Here is a 15,749-nt window from a genome sequence, read left to right as displayed (position 1 = left end):
GGCTAGCGGTCCGGCCGCTCCTGGGCCAGCGTCTGCAGGGCGTCCGGGCGCAGCAGCAGGAGCTGGCCGTAGCGCTGGCGGATCAGGCCCTGCTGCTCCCACTGCTTGAGCACCTGGTTGACGCGCTGGCGGGTGGCGCCGATGAGCTGCGCCATGGACTCCTGGGACAACCGCAGGTCCAGGGCCACCCCCTGCGCCTCCTTCGTCCCGAAGGACTCGCTCAGCCCCAGCAGGCGCCCGGCCAGGCGCTGCTCCAGCGACTGCGTGGAAAAGGCGGAGAAGGCCACCAGCATGGCGCGCAGGCGCGACACCTCCAGGTCCAGCAGCATGCGCACCAGCGCCGGGTGCCGCTCGCACAGCTCGCCCAGGGCCAGCGGGCTGATGTGCAGCACCTGGGAGGGCTCGTGGGCATGGGCGTCGTGCAGGCGGTTGCTGTGGTCGAGCATCGACACCTCGCCCAGCCAGCTGCCCGGCTCGTAGAAGTTCAGCACCGCCTCCTGGCCGTCGCGGGTGGTGTTGCTCAGGCGGATGATGCCCTGCAGCACGATGTACAGGCCATCCGGCGGCTCGCCGCAGCGGAACAGCTGCTGGCCGGTGTTCAGGGCACGCACGCCGGCGCGGGCCAGCATGTCGTCGCGAACCTGTTCCGGCAGGCCGCCGAACCAGGGGCTGGCCAGCAGCACGGCGAGATGGGACTCCGACAACATCGAGGGGAAGGTCACGCCTGAAGGCTCCATGGAATCCGGGACGTTGCTCCCATTATTCGGCCGACGGGCGAGCCAGCACAAGGCGCATCGACGGCCTCCCCCAATCGGCCGCAAAGGGGGGACCGGGCGCCAGCAGGACGGACGTCAAATTCAGGACAGTCGCCGCACCTCGCCACGCCTTAGCCTCGGGCGCTCCACCACAACATCTACAAGAACACCTACAAGAAGGAATGCCCCATGGCCCACGAACTCGCCCTCCCCCATGTCCGCGACCAGGTGAGCGACGAAGAATGGCAACTGCGCGTCAACCTCGCCGCGTGCTACCGGCTGGTCGCCCTGTTCGGCTGGACCGACCTGGTCTTCACCCACATCAGCGCCCGCGTCCCCGGCCCCGAGCATCACTTCCTGATCAACCCCTACGGCCTGCTGTTCGACGAGATCACCGCCTCCAACCTGGTGAAGATCGACCAGGACGGCAACAAGGTGATCGACAGCCCCTACGACGCCAACCGCGCCGGCTTCGTCATCCATAGCGCCATCCATGCCGCGCGCCACGACATCCAGTGCGTGCTGCACACCCACACCCGCGCCGGCGTCGCGGTCAGCGCCCAGGAATGCGGCGTGCTGCCGATCAGCCAGCAGTCCACCTTCGTGCTCTCCTCGCTGGCCTACCACGACTACGAAGGCGTGGCCCTGCGCGACGACGAGAAGCCGCGCCTGCAGGCGGACCTGGGCAACAAGCTGTTCTTCATGCTGCGCAACCACGGCCTGCTCACCGTCGGCCGCAGCGTCGCCGACGCCTTCCTCAACATGTACACCTTCGAGACCACCTGCCAGATCCAGCTGGCGGCCCAGGCCGGCGGCCAGCTGGTGCAGGTCGATCCGCAGATCATCGACGGCGTGGCCGAGGTGGTCGACAAGCAGACCGGCGGCCAGGGCGGCGACTTCGTCTGGCCGGCGCTGCTGCGCAGGCTCAACCGCATCGACACCAGCTATCGCGACTGAGGAGCCAGCGATGAACACCACTCCCTGCATCGCCCTGTCGCGCCAGGTACCCGATGCGCTGTTGGGAAGCCTGCGCGAAAGGGCCGAGCTCCGCATGCCCGAACGCGGCCTCCCGGATGACCTGGGCGAGCTGCTGAGCGGGGCCGACTACGCCCTGGTGCTGCCCGCCGACCGCATCGACGCCGCCCTGCTGGAGCGCTGCCCGCGCCTGAAGGTGCTGAGCACCGTCAGCGCCGGCTTCGACCACATCGACGTGGCCGCCTGCACGGCCCGCGGCATCAGCGTCTGCAACACCCCCAAGGCGGTCGCCGCGGCCACCGCCGACCTCGCCTTCGGCCTGCTGCTGGCCGCGGCCCGGCGCATCGTCGAGGCCGACGCCTTCGTCCGCGGCGGCGGCTGGCGCGCCGACTCCTCGCCGCTGTTCGGCCAGGACGTGCACCACAAGCAACTGGGCATCCTCGGCCTGGGCAGCATCGGCATGGAAGTGGCCAAGCGCGCCCGCGGCTTCGACATGGACGTCACCTATTGCAACCGGCGGCGCCTGCCGGTGGAGGAAGAAGTCCGGCTCGGCGTGCGCTACCTGGACTTCGACAGCCTGCTGGAGCAGAGCGACGCGCTCATCCTGCAGCTGCCCTACAGCGCCGCCACCCACCACATCATCGGCGCGCCGCAGCTGGCGCAGATGAAGCCCGAGGCCATCCTGATCAACACCGCCCGCGGCGGCCTGGTGGATGAAACCGCCCTGGCCACGGCCCTGCGCGAAGGCCGGCTGGCGGCGGCCGGGCTGGACGTCACCGAAGGCGAGCCGGCGGTGAACCCGGCGCTGCTCGGCCTGCCCAACCTGGTGCTGTCGCCGCACAACGGCGCCTCCACCCGCGAGACGCACAAGCGCATGACCCTCGAGGCCTTCGACAACCTGCTCGACGCCCTGCAGGGCGCGCCGCTGCGCAACTGCATCAACCCGCAACCAACAGAGGAATGCTGCCCATGAGCGTGCATTGCGTAGTCGTGTCCTGGCTGAAAGAGCCGGGCAACCTGGAACACATCGCCCAACTGACCGCCGCCTGCGAAAGCCTGCGGCAGATCCCCGGCGTCAGCGAAGTCCGCTTCGGCCCCCGGGCCAACCTGGGCGGCGTCGGCTCGGACGACAGCTTCGATTTCGCCATGATCATCAGTTTCGAGTCGTTCAAGGCGGCCCAGGACTATGGGCCCCATCCCAACCATGTGCAGGCGGCACAACTCACCGTGCAACTGGCGGAGCGGTTCCAGAGTTTCTATTTCGAGACCTGAGTTAATCGCGGACGGAGTCCGTTCCTACGGCGCCTGGCACAGGGGTCGACCGTAGGAGCGGACTCCGTCCGCGATTTGCGCGCAGGGCGCGCTCCTGCAGTCCAGGGAGGCATGGTGTGTTTCCTGGGAGCGAGCTTGCTCGCGAACAGTTTCCCGGTGGCGTGGATGTTGGGTGCAAGAGCGCCCTCTCCCCAACCCTCTCCCGCAAGCGGGAGAGGGGGCTGTCCTGAGCGATGCGTCGGTCAGGCGCAATCCTCCCACCCTCGTCATTCCCGCGAACAGCGCTTGCGCTGCCTTGGCTTGGGTGTTTCTGCGCCGCTCCGAGTCTGCCCGACCGTCTTGTTTCGCCCCCTCGGGCGAGTCCCTTTTGTCAATCGCCACAAAAGGAACCAAAAAGGCTTGCCCCGACATACGGGCCCGATGGAGCCGGGCTACCCTCGCGAATTCCCCCGCCACGGAGGCCCGCCCCGAGGGTACGTCCCTGTAGCCCATCGGGGCTCTCGCGACATCCATGTCGCATGACCTCCTGAGCGCGGGTTTCGCTCGGCCTTCTGAAGGGGCGTTTCGGAGTGCGCGGAGGTTTCTCTGGAAGTCTCAAGAGCAAAAGCCAGAGCGGACGCGCTTTTGCTTTTCGTAGGAGCGAGCTTGCTCGCGAACCCAGCAGTCACTGGGTTATTCCCCTTCGGGCCAGCGCAAGCGCTGTTCGCGATGGAGCCGCGTCCCGCATTCGCGGGAATGACAGGGGTCGTGAGGAGTATCAGGATGACTCTTGATTCCCCGTCCACTCCGAACGGCCCCCTCTCCCGCTTGCGGGAGAGGGTTGGGGAGAGGGCGCTCTTAACCCCAGCACCCACGCCACCGGGAAACACTGTTCGCGAGCAAGCTCGCTCCTACAGGAAACACCCCCCGCCAACCTGCAGGAGCACAACGCGAACGGCGGACACAACAGCCTCAAACCACAACTGCTTATCCCCCACGCCAACCACCCCATAACCCCCATGAATCCTCCACCCTCCACGCCGCTGATCACGCCAGAACCCCCGCCCCAGAGCCCCTCCAGCCCCCGCTTATCAGCCTTTGGCACGAACGCCAGCCCCCACCATCGGCACTTTCTCCAAGCCGCAAATTCCGGACAGTTCATACAAGCGCCGCAGCCTCACCATGCTTGCAAACAATAAGGAGACACCAGCAAGTGCAAACCCCCTGGACTCGCTCATACCCTGCCGGCGTGCGCTGGAACACCGATCTCTCCGGCCTCAGCGTGCTGGACATGCTCGATGACTCGGTGCGCCGCTGGGCCGACCGCCCGGCCATCGACTTCATGGGCCGCAACATCGACTACCGCGAACTCGCCTCGCTGATCGACCGCGCCGCCAAGGGCCTGCAGGACCTGGGCGTCGGCCCCGGCGTCCACGTCGGCCTGTACCTGCCCAACGTGCCGCAATACGTCATCACCTTCTTCGCCATCCTGCGCGCCGGCGGCACCGTGGTGAACTACTCGCCGCTGGATGCCGGCGAGGTGCTCGCGCACAAGATCGAGGACAGCCGCACCGACATCCTCGTCACCCTCGACCTCAACAGCCTCTACCCGCTGATGGCCCGCCTGCTCGACAGCACCCGCCTGCACACCCTGGTGGTCGGCTCGCTGGGCGAGTTCGGTGCGCAGCCGCGGGAGATCCGCGCCCGCCTGCAGCAGGAGGGCCAGCTCGCCCAGGTGCACTACAGCGAGCAATGCCTGCCCTTCGAACAGTTGCTGGACAACGAAGGCGACTGGCAGCCCCACGCCCTGCCGCCGCTGGACGAGGCCCTGGCCGTGCTGCAGTACACCGGCGGCACCACCGGCCTGCCCAAGGGCGCCATGCTGACCCACGCCAACCTCGGCGCCGCCGCGGCCCAGGTGATGATGATCAACGTCGACAACGACCAGCGCCTGCACGAGGGCCGCGAGAGCATCCTGGTGGTGCTGCCGCTGTTCCACGTCTACGCCATGGTCGGCTGCCTGCTGTTCCCGGTGGCCGCGGGCGCCGAAATGCGCCTGCACACGCGCTTCGACGCCGGCGCCGTATTGCGCGACATCCACGACAACCGGGTGAGCTGCTTCCCCGGCGTGCCGACCATGTTCACCGCCCTGCTCAGCCACCCGCAGGTCAGCGAGTACGACCTGCGCTGCCTGAAGATCTGCGCCTCCGGCGGCGCCCCGCTGCCGGTGGAGCTGATGCAGCAGTTCAAGGCCCTGACCGGTTGCCAGATCACCGAGGGCTGGGGCATGACCGAGACCTGCACCGGCGGCACCTTCACCCCCGCCGAGCGGCCCCAGGCCGGCTCCTGCGGCGTGCCGCACATCGGCGTGGACATCTGCTTCCTCGACCTGGAGGACCCCGGGCGCAAGGTGCCGCCGGGGCAGAACGGCGAACTGGCCATCCGCGGGCCGAACATCATGCGCGGCTACTGGAACAACCCCCAGGCCAGCGCCGAGTCCTTCACCCACGACGGCTACTTCCGCACCGGCGACGTCGGCTACATGGACGCGGACGGCTACATCTACATCGTCGACCGCACCAAGGACATGCTCCTGTGCGGCGGCTTCAACGTCTACCCGCGGGTGATCGAGGAAGCCATCTACGCCCACCCGGCGGTGGAGGAAGTCATGGTCCTGGGCATCCCCGACGCCTACCGCGGCCAGTCGCCCAAGGCCTACGTCAAGCTGCGCCCCGGCCACCCGGCCTTCGACCTCGACGCGCTCAAGGACTTCCTCAAGGACCGCCTGGGCAAGCACGAGATGGTGCAGGCCCTGGAAATCCGCGCCGACCTGCCCAAGACCGCCGTGGGCAAACTGTCCAAGAAGCTGCTCAAGGACGAAATCGCCGCCGCTCAAGCGAGCGCCGGTAACTGAACCCGTAGTACCCCCGTACAAGGAAACTGCCATCATGCCCGCCGCTTTCTACGAGTCCCTCACCGCCCCCTTCCGCCGGCACCCGGTGGAGCGCCGCCCCTCGCCCATGCTCTGGGCACTGGAGTCGCGCGCCCTGCTGGAATGGGCCTCGATCCCGGCGGCCATGCCCTGGCTGCTGCTCAACGTGCCGCGCGGCGATGGCCACAGCGTGCTGGTGCTGCCCGGGCTGATGGCCAACGACTGCACCACCCTGCCCCTGCGGCGCTTCCTCGACAACCGCGGCTACGACACCCACGGTTGGGGCCAGGGCCTCAACCGCGGCCCCAGCCGTGGCGTGGTCGAGCGCCTGCTGGCACAGCTGCAGGAGCTGCACGAGACGTCCGGGCGCAAGGTCAGCCTGATCGGCTGGAGCCTGGGCGGCATCTTCGCCCGCGAACTGGCCCGCGCCATGCCCGGCAGCGTGCGCCAGGTGATCACCCTCGGCAGCCCGCTGTACGGCCCGCCGCAGACCAGCACCAACGCCTGGGAGCTGTACCGCCTGGTGCGCAGCTTCAATCGCGAGAGCGAGGAGCGTGGCGAAGAGGCGCCGCCGGTGCCCACCACCTCCATCTACAGCCGCGCCGACGGCATCGTCGGCTGGGGCGGCAGCGTCGAGCGCCGGGGGCGCCTGACCGACAACATCGAAGTCAACTGCGCCAGCCATATCGGCCTGGGCGTACACCCACTGGTCTGGTACGCCATCGGCGACCGCCTGGCGCAAGCGCAGGACCAGTGGCGGAAGTTCCGGCCGCGTGGCCTGAAGCGCGCGCTCTATCCCTTCCACGCCCCCCGGCGCTGAGGGGAACACCGGCCCGGCGGCAATGGGCCTTGCGAGTACTTTCCCTGCAACGACAAGAACGAAGGTTGGTGATGCAATGAAACATTTGAGCGGGATGGACGCCTTGTTCCTACACATGGAATCGGCCGAGATGCCCACACACGTCGGTTCGCTGCATGTGCTGCAACTCCCCGAGGGCTATGACGGCGACTTCTTCGAGGAGGTCAAGCAGTACCTGACCGGGCGCCTGCACCTGGCCACGGTCTTCACCCGCAAGCTGGCGTTCATGCCCTTCGACCTGTCCGACCCGGTGTGGGTGGAAGACGAACAGCTGGACCTGGAGCACCACATCCGCCACATCACCCTGTCCAAGCCGGGCAGCAACCGCCAGCTGCAGCAGGCCGTGGCGCGCAGCCACGCCAGCCTGCTCGACCGCAGCCGGCCGCTGTGGGAAGTCACCATCATCGACGGCCTGCGCAGCGGCGAAGTGGCGCTGTACGCCAAGGTGCACCACGCCAACGTCGACGGCCAGGCCGGCATCGAGCTGGTCCGCTCGCTGTTCGACGACGTGCCCAGCGGCCGCGTCATCCCGCCGGCGCAGCCCAGGCTGCGGCGCAACCAGTACCAGCTCGGCGTCGCCGAACTGGCCGGGGCGGCCATCGGCAATGCCGGCCGCCAGTACGTCAAGCTGGCGAAGATGCTGCCGGACATGCTGCGCGCCGGGCGCAGCATGCTGCCGGTGATCGGTGACGGCAACCTGCGCAACTGGCGCAGCCTCGACCCGCGCAAGCTGCTGGCCCCGCGCACCCCGCTGAACGTGGCCATCACCAACCAGCGCAGCTTCGCCGGGCGCACCGTGCCCCTGGCCGAGATCAAGGACATGGCGCGCCAACTGGACGTGAGCTTCAACGACGTGGTCATGGCCACCGTCTCCGGCGCCCTGCGCCGCTACCTCAAGGCCAGCGGCGAGCTGCCGGAGAAGCCCCTGACCGCCGCCGCGCCGGTGAGCCTGCGCGCCCCCGGCGACGACACCGCCAACAACCAGGTGAGCATGCTGGTGGTCGACCTGGCCACCGACGAGGCCGACCCGCTGCAGCGCCTGCAGCGCATCAACGCCTCCTCGACGCAGCGCAAGGCGGCGATGAACAAGTTCCGCTCGGCCATCCCCATGGACTTCCCGATCTTCGCCGCGCCCTGGCTGCTCTCCGGCATGGCCGCCATGTACGGCCGCTCGCGCCTGGCCAACTGGATGCCGCCGCCGGCCAACCTGGTGATCTCCAACGTCACCGGCATCCCCGCCCAGCTGTACTTCGCCGGCGCCAAGGTGCTGTGCTACTACCCGGTGTCCATCCCCTCCCACGGCATGGCGCTGAATGTCACCGTGACCAGCTACCACGACCGCCTGGACTACGGCCTGATCGCCTGCCGCCGCGCCCTGCCGGACCTCAACGACCTGGGCGACCACCTGCTGGCCGAACACCGCCGCCTGCTCGAACTGGCGCGCAAAAAGGCCGCCGCGGCCGCGCAGGACAAGGGCGGCGACAAGCCGGCCAGCCAGAAGCACAGCGCCGCCGTCAAGGCCGTCGCCAGCAAGCAGGGCGAAGCCGCAGACAAACCGGCAGCCAAGGCCGGGAACCCCGCCAAGGCGCTGCCCAAGGCCCGGCCGGCGGCCCCGCCGCGGCGCAAGGCGAACGGCGCCGCGGCGCAACAGCCCAGCCCCGCGCCGCAGCCGGCAGCGGCCGAAGCCACACAGGTCCAGTGATCCCGGCGCCGGCCCGCCGCGCGGCGGCCCCACGAGGGCCCCGTGGCGGCGGCCGGTAACCCGCGGTAGACCCCACCCCGGAGCCTCGCATGTCCACAGTCATCAGCGCCCCCGCCGCGGCACAGGCCGCCCTGGCGCCCCAGGGCGACGCCGAAGCCGTCTACGGCAAGATCACCCGCCGCCTCATTCCCTTCCTGTTCATCTGCTACCTGCTGAACTTCATCGACCGCGCCAACATCGGCTTCGCCCAGTTGCAGATGAAGACCTCGCTGGGCTTCAGCGACGCCGTCTACGGCCTCGGCGCGGCCATGTTCTTCGTCGGCTACGTGCTCTTCGAAGTGCCCAGCAACATGCTTCTGCAGCGCATCGGCGCGCGCCTGACCATCATGCGCATCATGCTGCTCTGGGGCCTGGCCTCCAGCGCCACCCTGCTGGTCACCACACCCACCCAGTTCTACGTGGTGCGCTTCCTGCTCGGGGTGTTCGAGGCCGGCTTCTTCCCCGGCATCGTCCTCTACCTCACCTTCTGGTACCCGCCGCAGCGCCGCGCCCGGGTGCTGGCGTTCTTCTGCATGGCCCAGGTGGCCGCGGCCTTCATCACCAGCCCGGTGTCGGGCTGGATCCTGAAGAACCTGCACGGCGCCCACGGCTGGGAAGGCTGGCAGTGGATGTTCTTCATCGAGGGCATGCCCACGGTGCTGCTCGGCCTGCTGGTGCTGTGGCTGCTGCCCAACGGCCCGCAGGACGCCAAGTGGCTGACCCCGGACGAGCGCGAACTGGTGCGCCAGGGCGTGCAGGGCACCACCGGCGCCGACGTCGACGGCGGCGGCCACGGCAAGGGCGCGCTGGCCGCGGCGCTGCGCGACCCACGGGTCTACCTGCTGGCCTTCGGCGCCTTCGTCTCCGGCTGCGCCGGCTACTTCCTGGCCTTCTGGACGCCGACCATCATCCGCGAACTGGGCGTGGCCGACCTGCAGCTGGTCGGCCTCTACGCGGTCATCCCCAACGTCTTCGCCCTGTTCGCCATGTTCTGGTACGGCCGCCGCTCCGACCGCCGCGACGAACAGCGCCTGCACTGGGCCTGGGCCTTCGTCGTCGCCGCCGCCGGCTTCCTCCTGCTGGCCTGGGCCATCGGCAACGGCAGCCTGGCCTGGACGCTGGTCGCCATCAGCACCGGCGGCTCGGCCCTGGTGGCGGCCACCCCGGTGTTCTGGGCCATGGTCACCCGCTACCTGGCGCGCGAACGCGCCGCCGTCGGCATCGCCCTGGTCAACACCCTGGCCAGCGTCGCCGGCATCAGCCCGGCCGTGGTCGGCGCCATCAAGACCCGCACCGGCAGCCTGGACGATGCCATCTACCTGCTCTGCGCGCTGTTCGTGATCGCCGCCCTGGCCATGGCCCTGGGCATGCGCAAGGCCCTGGCGGCGCCGCAGCAGCCGGCCTGAACCGGCCCCGAGGAACAGACATGTCATCGCCGATCCACGCACCCGCCTGCTTCGCCCTACGCTACAGGCATGCCCGTGACCCATTCCTCGCCGCCGCCCGCACAGGAGCCCCCGCATGAACGATTCGCTGCACCTGCTCGACGCCACCGCCCAGGCCCAACTGGTCTACCGCGGCGAAGTCACCCCGCTGGAACTGGTGGACGCCGCCATCGCCCGCATCGAAGCGCACGACCCGGCGCTCAACTCGGTGATCTGGCGCCAGTTCGAACTGGCCCGCGAGCGCGCCCGCGGCCCGCTGCCCGGCGGCCCCTTCCGCGGCGTGCCCTTCCTGCTCAAGGACCTGGCCGGCGGCGCCGAGAGCGGCCAGCCGCTGTCCTACGGCAGCCGCCTGGGCCTGGGCAACCGCGCCGACCACGACACCGAGCTGGTGCGCCGCTACCGCAGCGCCGGGCTGATCACCGTCGGGCGCAGCAACACCCCGGAATTCGGCATCACCCCCACCACCGAGCCGGCGGCCTTCGGACCCTGCCTCAACCCCTGGAACCTCGGCCTCTCCGCCGGCGGCTCCAGCGGCGGGGCCGCCGCCGCGGTGGCCGCGCGCCTGGTGCCCATGGCCCACGCCAGCGACATCGGCGGCTCCATCCGCATTCCCGCCTCGGCCTGCGGGGTGTTCGGCCTCAAGCCCAGCCGCGGGCGCAACCCGGCCGGCCCCAAGGTCGGCGAAGGCACCGGCGGCCTGCCCGCCGAGCACTGCTGCTCGATCTCGGTGCGCGACAGCGCCGCCCTGCTCGACGCCACCTCGGCGCCGGACTACGGCGCGCCCTACGTGGCCCCGTCCAAGACCCGCCCCTACCTGCAGGAAGTCGACGCGCCGCACCGCCGCCTGCGCATCGGCCTGCTGCGCACCCCGCTCACCGGCGTCGCGGTGCACCCCGACTGCCTCGCCGCGCTGGAATCGGCCGCCCTGCTCTGCAGTGGCCTGGGCCACGAGGTCACCGACGAGGCGCCGACGGTGAGCGACATGCCCGCCGTCGGCCAGGCCTTCGCCCGGCTCTTCGTGGTGTCCGCGGCGCTGCACCTGCGCAGCCTGGAGCAACAGGTGGGCCGCCAGGCCGGCGAGCACGACATCGAGCCGCTGACCCGTGCGGTGGTCGGCCTGGCCGGCCAGGTCAGCGCCACCGACTACGTGCTGGCCCAGCGCACCCTGCAACGCATGGCGCGGGAGATCGCCGCCTTCCACGAGCACTACGATCTGATCCTCAGCCCGACGATGGCCTGCCCGCCGAGCGCCATCGGCGAACTGGCCTTCCGCGAGGGCGAGTCCATCGAGGCCTTCTTCGCCCGCTCGGGTCCCTTCGCCGCCTTCACCTCCGTGTACAACGCCACCGGCCAGCCGGCCATGAGCGTGCCGCTGCACTGGACCGCCGGCGGCGCGCCCATCGGCGTGCAGTTCGCCGCGCGCCTGGGCGACGAGGGCACCCTGTTCCGTCTCGCCGCCGAGCTCGAACGCGCGCGCCCCTGGGCCTCGCGCCTGCCGCCGCTGCGCGGCTGAGCCGGCAGCACATCCGCATCAGCGCCCCGGCAGCCCGGGGCCAGGAGTTCCGCAGATGAATTCGCACCCCAACCTCCACGCCATCGCCAGCCGTCCCGCCCCACGCCCCCTCAGTGGCGCGCTGCCGCTGCTGCCGGCCCGCCACGTGGCGCGGCCGCGCCTGCTGCAACGCCTGCTCGGCGGACGCCAGCGGGTGAGCCTGCTGCACGCCCCCGCCGGCTTCGGCAAGAGCGTGCTGCTCAACGAATGCGCGCGCCAGGCCGGCCCGCGCGGCCGCGTCGCCTGGCTGGACCTGCGCGGCCGGCCGCTGCAGGAGGGCGACTTCCTCAGCCGCCTGGCCATAGTGCTGGACCTGGACCCCAGCGCGCGGAACTGGCAGGAAGACCTGCAGCGCCTGCTGGAGGGCAGCGCGCAGCCGCTGTGGATCGTGCTCGACGACTACCCGCGGCAGGGCGATGTGCAGCTGGACGCCTGCGTGGCCCGCCTGCTGGAGACCAGCGCCAGCGACATCCGCTGGTGGATCGGCTCGCGCCGCCGCCCGGACTGGAACCTGCCGCGCCTGCTGCTGCAGGGCGAGCTGCTGGAGCTGGATGCCAGCGACCTGGCCCTGGACCACGACGAACTGGAGCACCTGCTGCGCAAGCAGCAGGCCGAGGCGAGCGACGGCGACAGCGTCGACCTGCTGAGCCACAGCGCCGGCTGGCCGGCGCTGCTCGGCCTGCTCGCCCTGCAGGGCCGCATGCGCTGGCCCGAGGCCGGCGGCGGCCTGCTGCACGACTATCTGCGCCGCGAGGTGCTCGCCCCGCTGCCGGCGCAACTGCGCGGCGCCTTGCGCGTGCTCAGCCACCTGCCCCGCTTCAAGGCCGGCCTGTGCCGGCACCTGGGCTCGGTCGGCGAGGCGGCCTTCGCCCAACTGGGCCAGTTGCAGCTGCTCCGGCGCCTGGACGAGAACTCGGGCTGGTTCGCCGTGTGGCCGCCGCTCGCCGAGCTGCTGCGCCAGGAACAGGACGACGCGCCGCCCACCGTCGCCCTGCTGGAAGCCAGCCAGTGGTTCGCCGAGCACGGCGACCTGCGCCAGGCCACCCAGCTGGCCCTGGCCGCCGGCTCCATCGAACGCGCCGTGGCCTTGCTGCAGGACGCCAACAGCGACCAGATGATGGTCGAGCACAGCGCCGTGCAACTGCTGCGCTGGCGCGACGAACTGCCCGCCGGCCTGCTGCAGTCCAGCCCCAAGCTGATCCTCCTGGAAACCTGGGCGCTGATCATCTGCGCCCGCCTGGACGAGGCCATGGACTGCCTGCAGGCGCTGGCGCGCTTCCTGCCGCGGCCGGACGCCCACCGCCAGCGGCTCAGCCTGGCGCACTACCAGTCCATCCTCGGCGTGCTGCAACGCCAGTTCGCCCTGCCCGATGCGCGGCGCAACTGCAGCGACGCCCTGGAACACCTGGAGGAGCACTACTGGGGCCAGCACATCCTCTGCCACCAGGCCCTGGCCCAGCAGGCCATGGTCGAGGGCGACCTGATCGTCGCGCGGCAGCACTGCCAGGCCGGCCTGCGCCTGTCGCGGCGGCACGCCAGCCTGTGCTTCGAGGCCCTGCTGAGCGTCGAGCACATCCACCTGCTGGCCCTTTCCGGCGAGCACCACCACGCCCTGGACTACGCCGAGCAGATGCTCGCCGAGCTGCGCAAGGGCACCCACGGCGGCCCCATGAGCGCCCGCCTGCACGTGCTGCGCGGCGAACTGCTGACCCTGCGCGGCGAGGACGTCGCCGCCGAAGCCGCGCTCCAGCAGGGCCTGCGCGAGGCCGAGGAATGCCAGGACGCCTACCTGCTCTATGCCTACCACGCGCTGATCAGCCTGACCTGCGAGCGCGGCGAGGTGGAACGCGCCCACCAGCTGCTGCTGGCCGCCGAGCGGCGCATGCAGCGCCTGTGCATCCCCGAGATCCGCTACCGCGAAGTGCTGCGCCTGGCCCGCGCCCGGCTGTGGCTGGCCAGCGGCGAACCGGCCAAGGCCCGCGACGAGCTGTTCGGCGTGCTCGCCGAGCTGCGCCTCAACCCGCTGCTGGCGCCCACCGGCTTCTACGACCTGCAGTACCGCGTGCGCCTGCTGCTGGCCCAGGCCCATGGCGAGCTGGGCGAAACCACCCGCGCCAGCCAGGAACTGCTGGCCCTGCAACGCGACTGCCAGCGCCTGGGCCTGCGCAGCCTGGCCTGCGAAAGCCAGCTGCGCCTGGCCGAGGCCCTGCACGGCCTGGACCCGGCCGCCGCCGAGGAACACCTGCGCGAAGCCCTGCAGGACTGCCGCCGGCTGTCCCTGCTGCGCCCCCTGGCAAGGCTGCAGCGCAAGGACGCCAACTGGTCGCGGCAACTGCTGGCGCAACTGCCCACGGCCCCCCAGGCCCAGCCCACCGCGGCCCCCGCCCCGGCGCCGACGGAAATGCTCAGCCAGCGCGAACTGGAAGTGCTGGAACTGATCGCCCAGGGCTGCTCCAACCAGGAAATCGCCGAGCAGCTGGAAATCTCGCTGCACACGGTGAAAACCCACGCCCGGCGCATCAACATCAAGCTGGAAGTGGAAAGACGCACCCAGGCGGTGGCAAGGGCCAAGGCGAGTGGGTTGTTGGCTTGACGGGGGGTCTTGGTGGGTGTTTTTTCCTGGGGGATCGGCGCACTGGGGTTAGTCCGCTCCCTCTCCCCAACCCTCTCCCTGAAGGGAGAGGGAGCTAGACCGTGCCGAGAGAAGGAATGGTTTCAGCCAGTAATCTCTGTGCCAGCCGGCTAACGCCGAAACACCAACGCACACCGAACGGTCCCCTCTCCCTTCAGGGAGAGGGTTAGGGAGAGGGCGCTCTTAAACCCAACACCGCAGCCACCGACAAACTCCATCGCGGACAAAGTCCGCTCCGTTGTTTCTGGGTTCCCGCATTCGCGGGAACCCAATAAACAGTTACCCCTACGGCACAGCCAGGCACGGCCTCTCGTAGGAGCGAGCCACCCTCTGCACCGCTTTTTCCCACCCCACCTGAACCTACCCCCAACCCCGCCCCGGCACATACTATCAACCGGATCAGCGAGGCCAATCGCCCCGCTGCCGATCTGCAGCCTCCGCCGCCCCAACCCCGGTCGCACCCGGGATGGGTGCGGCGGCTTTTTTCCCGCAACTGTACTGGTAGCGCCCCATCGCCCGGCGCTAGAGTGCCTGCTGCGCAACGGGAAAAGAGAACGCCATGGGCCAGCCACTGACCTTCGACGCCACCGACGGCTACCCGCTCCGGGGCCGCCTCTGGCGCCATGCCGAAGCGGCGGCGCAGCCGCGCCCGCTGGTGATCGTCAACCCGGCCACCTCGGTGCGCAGCGACTACTACGCACGCTTCGCCGACTACCTGCACGGCCAGGGCTTCGACGTGCTCTGCTACGACTACCGCGGCATCGGCGGCTCGCGCCCGGCCTCGCTGCGCGGCTTTTCCGCAAGCTGGCTGGACTGGGGCCGCCTGGACTTCGAAGGCGCCCTGCAATGGGCCGTCGCCAACGCCCCGCAGCAACCCATCCAGGTGGTGGCGCACAGCGTCGGCGGCTTCCTCGTCGGCCTGGCCCCTTCCAACCACCTCATCCAGCGCGTGTTCAGCATGGGCGCGCAGTTCGCCCACTGGCGCGACTACCACCCGCAGCGGCGCCTGCGCATGCTGCTTAAGTGGCACCTGGCGATGCCGGTGCTCAGCGGCCTGTTCGGCTACTTCCCGGCCAAGCGCCTGGGCTGGATGGAAGACACGCCCCACGGCGTGGTGCGCGACTGGACGCACCGCTCCCCACGCTTCGAGGACGCCTACCGGCGCGGCCCGCGGGCCATGTCGGCGGAAGAACGCAGGCGCCTGGCCGAAGGCTTCGCCGGGCTGCGCGGCGACACCCTGGCCCTGAGCGTGACCGACGACGAATTCGGCACCGGCCCGGCCATCCAGCGCCTGCTCGACTACTACCGCAACAGCCGCTGCCTGCACCTGCGCCTGCCGCCCCGGGCCATGGGCTTCGCCAGCATCGGCCACTTCGCCTTCTTCCACAGCCGCTTCCGGGACAGCCTCTGGCCCATCGCCCTGCGCTGGCTGCGCGACGGCGAACTGGACGACAGCCTCGCCGCCTACCTGGTACAGCCGGCCCGGCGCCATCCGACGCCCGCCTGACAGCGAAATTCCCCAGGTAAATCAAGGCACTGCCCGACCGAAGGCAGTGATATCCCCTGGCCATTACACAAGACTGTCACATGGCTTTCATATGCTCTGC

Annotated in this window: 11 protein-coding genes; 10 read left to right on the top strand and 1 reads right to left on the bottom strand. The window is 70.0% G+C overall.

Annotated features, from left to right (window positions below; translation table 11 throughout):
• Nucleotides 1–2: 2 nt before the first annotated feature.
• Nucleotides 3–722 (bottom strand): Crp/Fnr family transcriptional regulator, encoded by a 720-nt coding sequence (locus PM1_RS14185; RefSeq protein ID WP_009622312.1) that lies wholly within the window; start codon nucleotides 720–722, stop codon nucleotides 3–5.
• Between the two features lie 222 nt (nucleotides 723–944).
• On the opposite strand from PM1_RS14185, the gene PM1_RS14180 reads away from it, so the two are divergent.
• From PM1_RS14180 to PM1_RS14130, 10 genes are all read left to right on the top strand, one after another.
• Nucleotides 945–1,712 carry a class II aldolase/adducin family protein gene (locus PM1_RS14180; RefSeq protein ID WP_009622313.1) on the top strand — a complete coding sequence of 256 codons (768 nt, stop codon included), beginning with the start codon at nucleotides 945–947 and terminating at the stop codon, nucleotides 1,710–1,712.
• 10 nt (nucleotides 1,713–1,722) lie between these two features.
• The gene (locus PM1_RS14175; RefSeq protein WP_009622315.1) at nucleotides 1,723–2,703 is read left to right on the top strand and encodes a 2-hydroxyacid dehydrogenase; all 981 of its coding nucleotides are present in this window, start codon (nucleotides 1,723–1,725) and stop codon (nucleotides 2,701–2,703) included.
• The gene (locus tag PM1_RS14170; protein ID WP_009622317.1) at nucleotides 2,700–3,002 is read left to right on the top strand and encodes a Dabb family protein; all 303 of its coding nucleotides are present in this window, start codon (nucleotides 2,700–2,702) and stop codon (nucleotides 3,000–3,002) included. Before PM1_RS14175 ends, PM1_RS14170 begins: the two co-directional genes overlap by 4 nt.
• A 1,192-nt stretch (nucleotides 3,003–4,194) precedes the next feature.
• Entirely contained in the window at nucleotides 4,195–5,895 is a 1,701-nt protein-coding gene (locus PM1_RS14165; RefSeq protein WP_009622318.1) for a long-chain-fatty-acid--CoA ligase, read from the top strand.
• A gap of 34 nt (nucleotides 5,896–5,929) precedes the next feature.
• On the top strand, nucleotides 5,930–6,733 hold the full coding sequence (locus PM1_RS14160) for a lipase family alpha/beta hydrolase (RefSeq protein ID WP_009622319.1): 804 nt from the start codon (nucleotides 5,930–5,932) through the stop codon (nucleotides 6,731–6,733).
• A 130-nt stretch (nucleotides 6,734–6,863) separates the two neighbouring features.
• Nucleotides 6,864–8,474 carry a WS/DGAT/MGAT family O-acyltransferase gene (locus PM1_RS14155; RefSeq protein ID WP_238603254.1) on the top strand — a complete coding sequence of 537 codons (1,611 nt, stop codon included), beginning with the start codon at nucleotides 6,864–6,866 and terminating at the stop codon, nucleotides 8,472–8,474.
• A gap of 89 nt (nucleotides 8,475–8,563) precedes the next feature.
• Nucleotides 8,564–9,919 (top strand): MFS transporter, encoded by a 1,356-nt coding sequence (locus PM1_RS14150; protein ID WP_009622321.1) that lies wholly within the window; start codon nucleotides 8,564–8,566, stop codon nucleotides 9,917–9,919.
• Between the two features lie 115 nt (nucleotides 9,920–10,034).
• Nucleotides 10,035–11,471: an amidase gene (locus PM1_RS14145; protein WP_009622322.1), complete on the top strand. Its 1,437-nt coding sequence runs from the start codon at nucleotides 10,035–10,037 to the stop codon at nucleotides 11,469–11,471.
• Between the two features lie 55 nt (nucleotides 11,472–11,526).
• Nucleotides 11,527–14,103 carry a LuxR C-terminal-related transcriptional regulator gene (locus PM1_RS31105; RefSeq protein WP_009622323.1) on the top strand — a complete coding sequence of 859 codons (2,577 nt, stop codon included), beginning with the start codon at nucleotides 11,527–11,529 and terminating at the stop codon, nucleotides 14,101–14,103.
• Between the two features lie 598 nt (nucleotides 14,104–14,701).
• The gene (locus tag PM1_RS14130; RefSeq protein ID WP_009622324.1) at nucleotides 14,702–15,649 is read left to right on the top strand and encodes an alpha/beta hydrolase family protein; all 948 of its coding nucleotides are present in this window, start codon (nucleotides 14,702–14,704) and stop codon (nucleotides 15,647–15,649) included.
• The last annotated feature ends 100 nt before the right edge of the window (nucleotides 15,650–15,749 follow it).

Origin of the sequence: Pseudomonas sp. M1 (genome assembly GCF_022760135.1) — a bacterium.
Classification (GTDB): Bacteria; Pseudomonadota; Gammaproteobacteria; order Pseudomonadales; family Pseudomonadaceae; genus Pseudomonas; species Pseudomonas citronellolis.
Note: the sequence above shows the minus strand (reverse complement) of the source record. Positions and strands in the feature narration are given on the sequence as shown.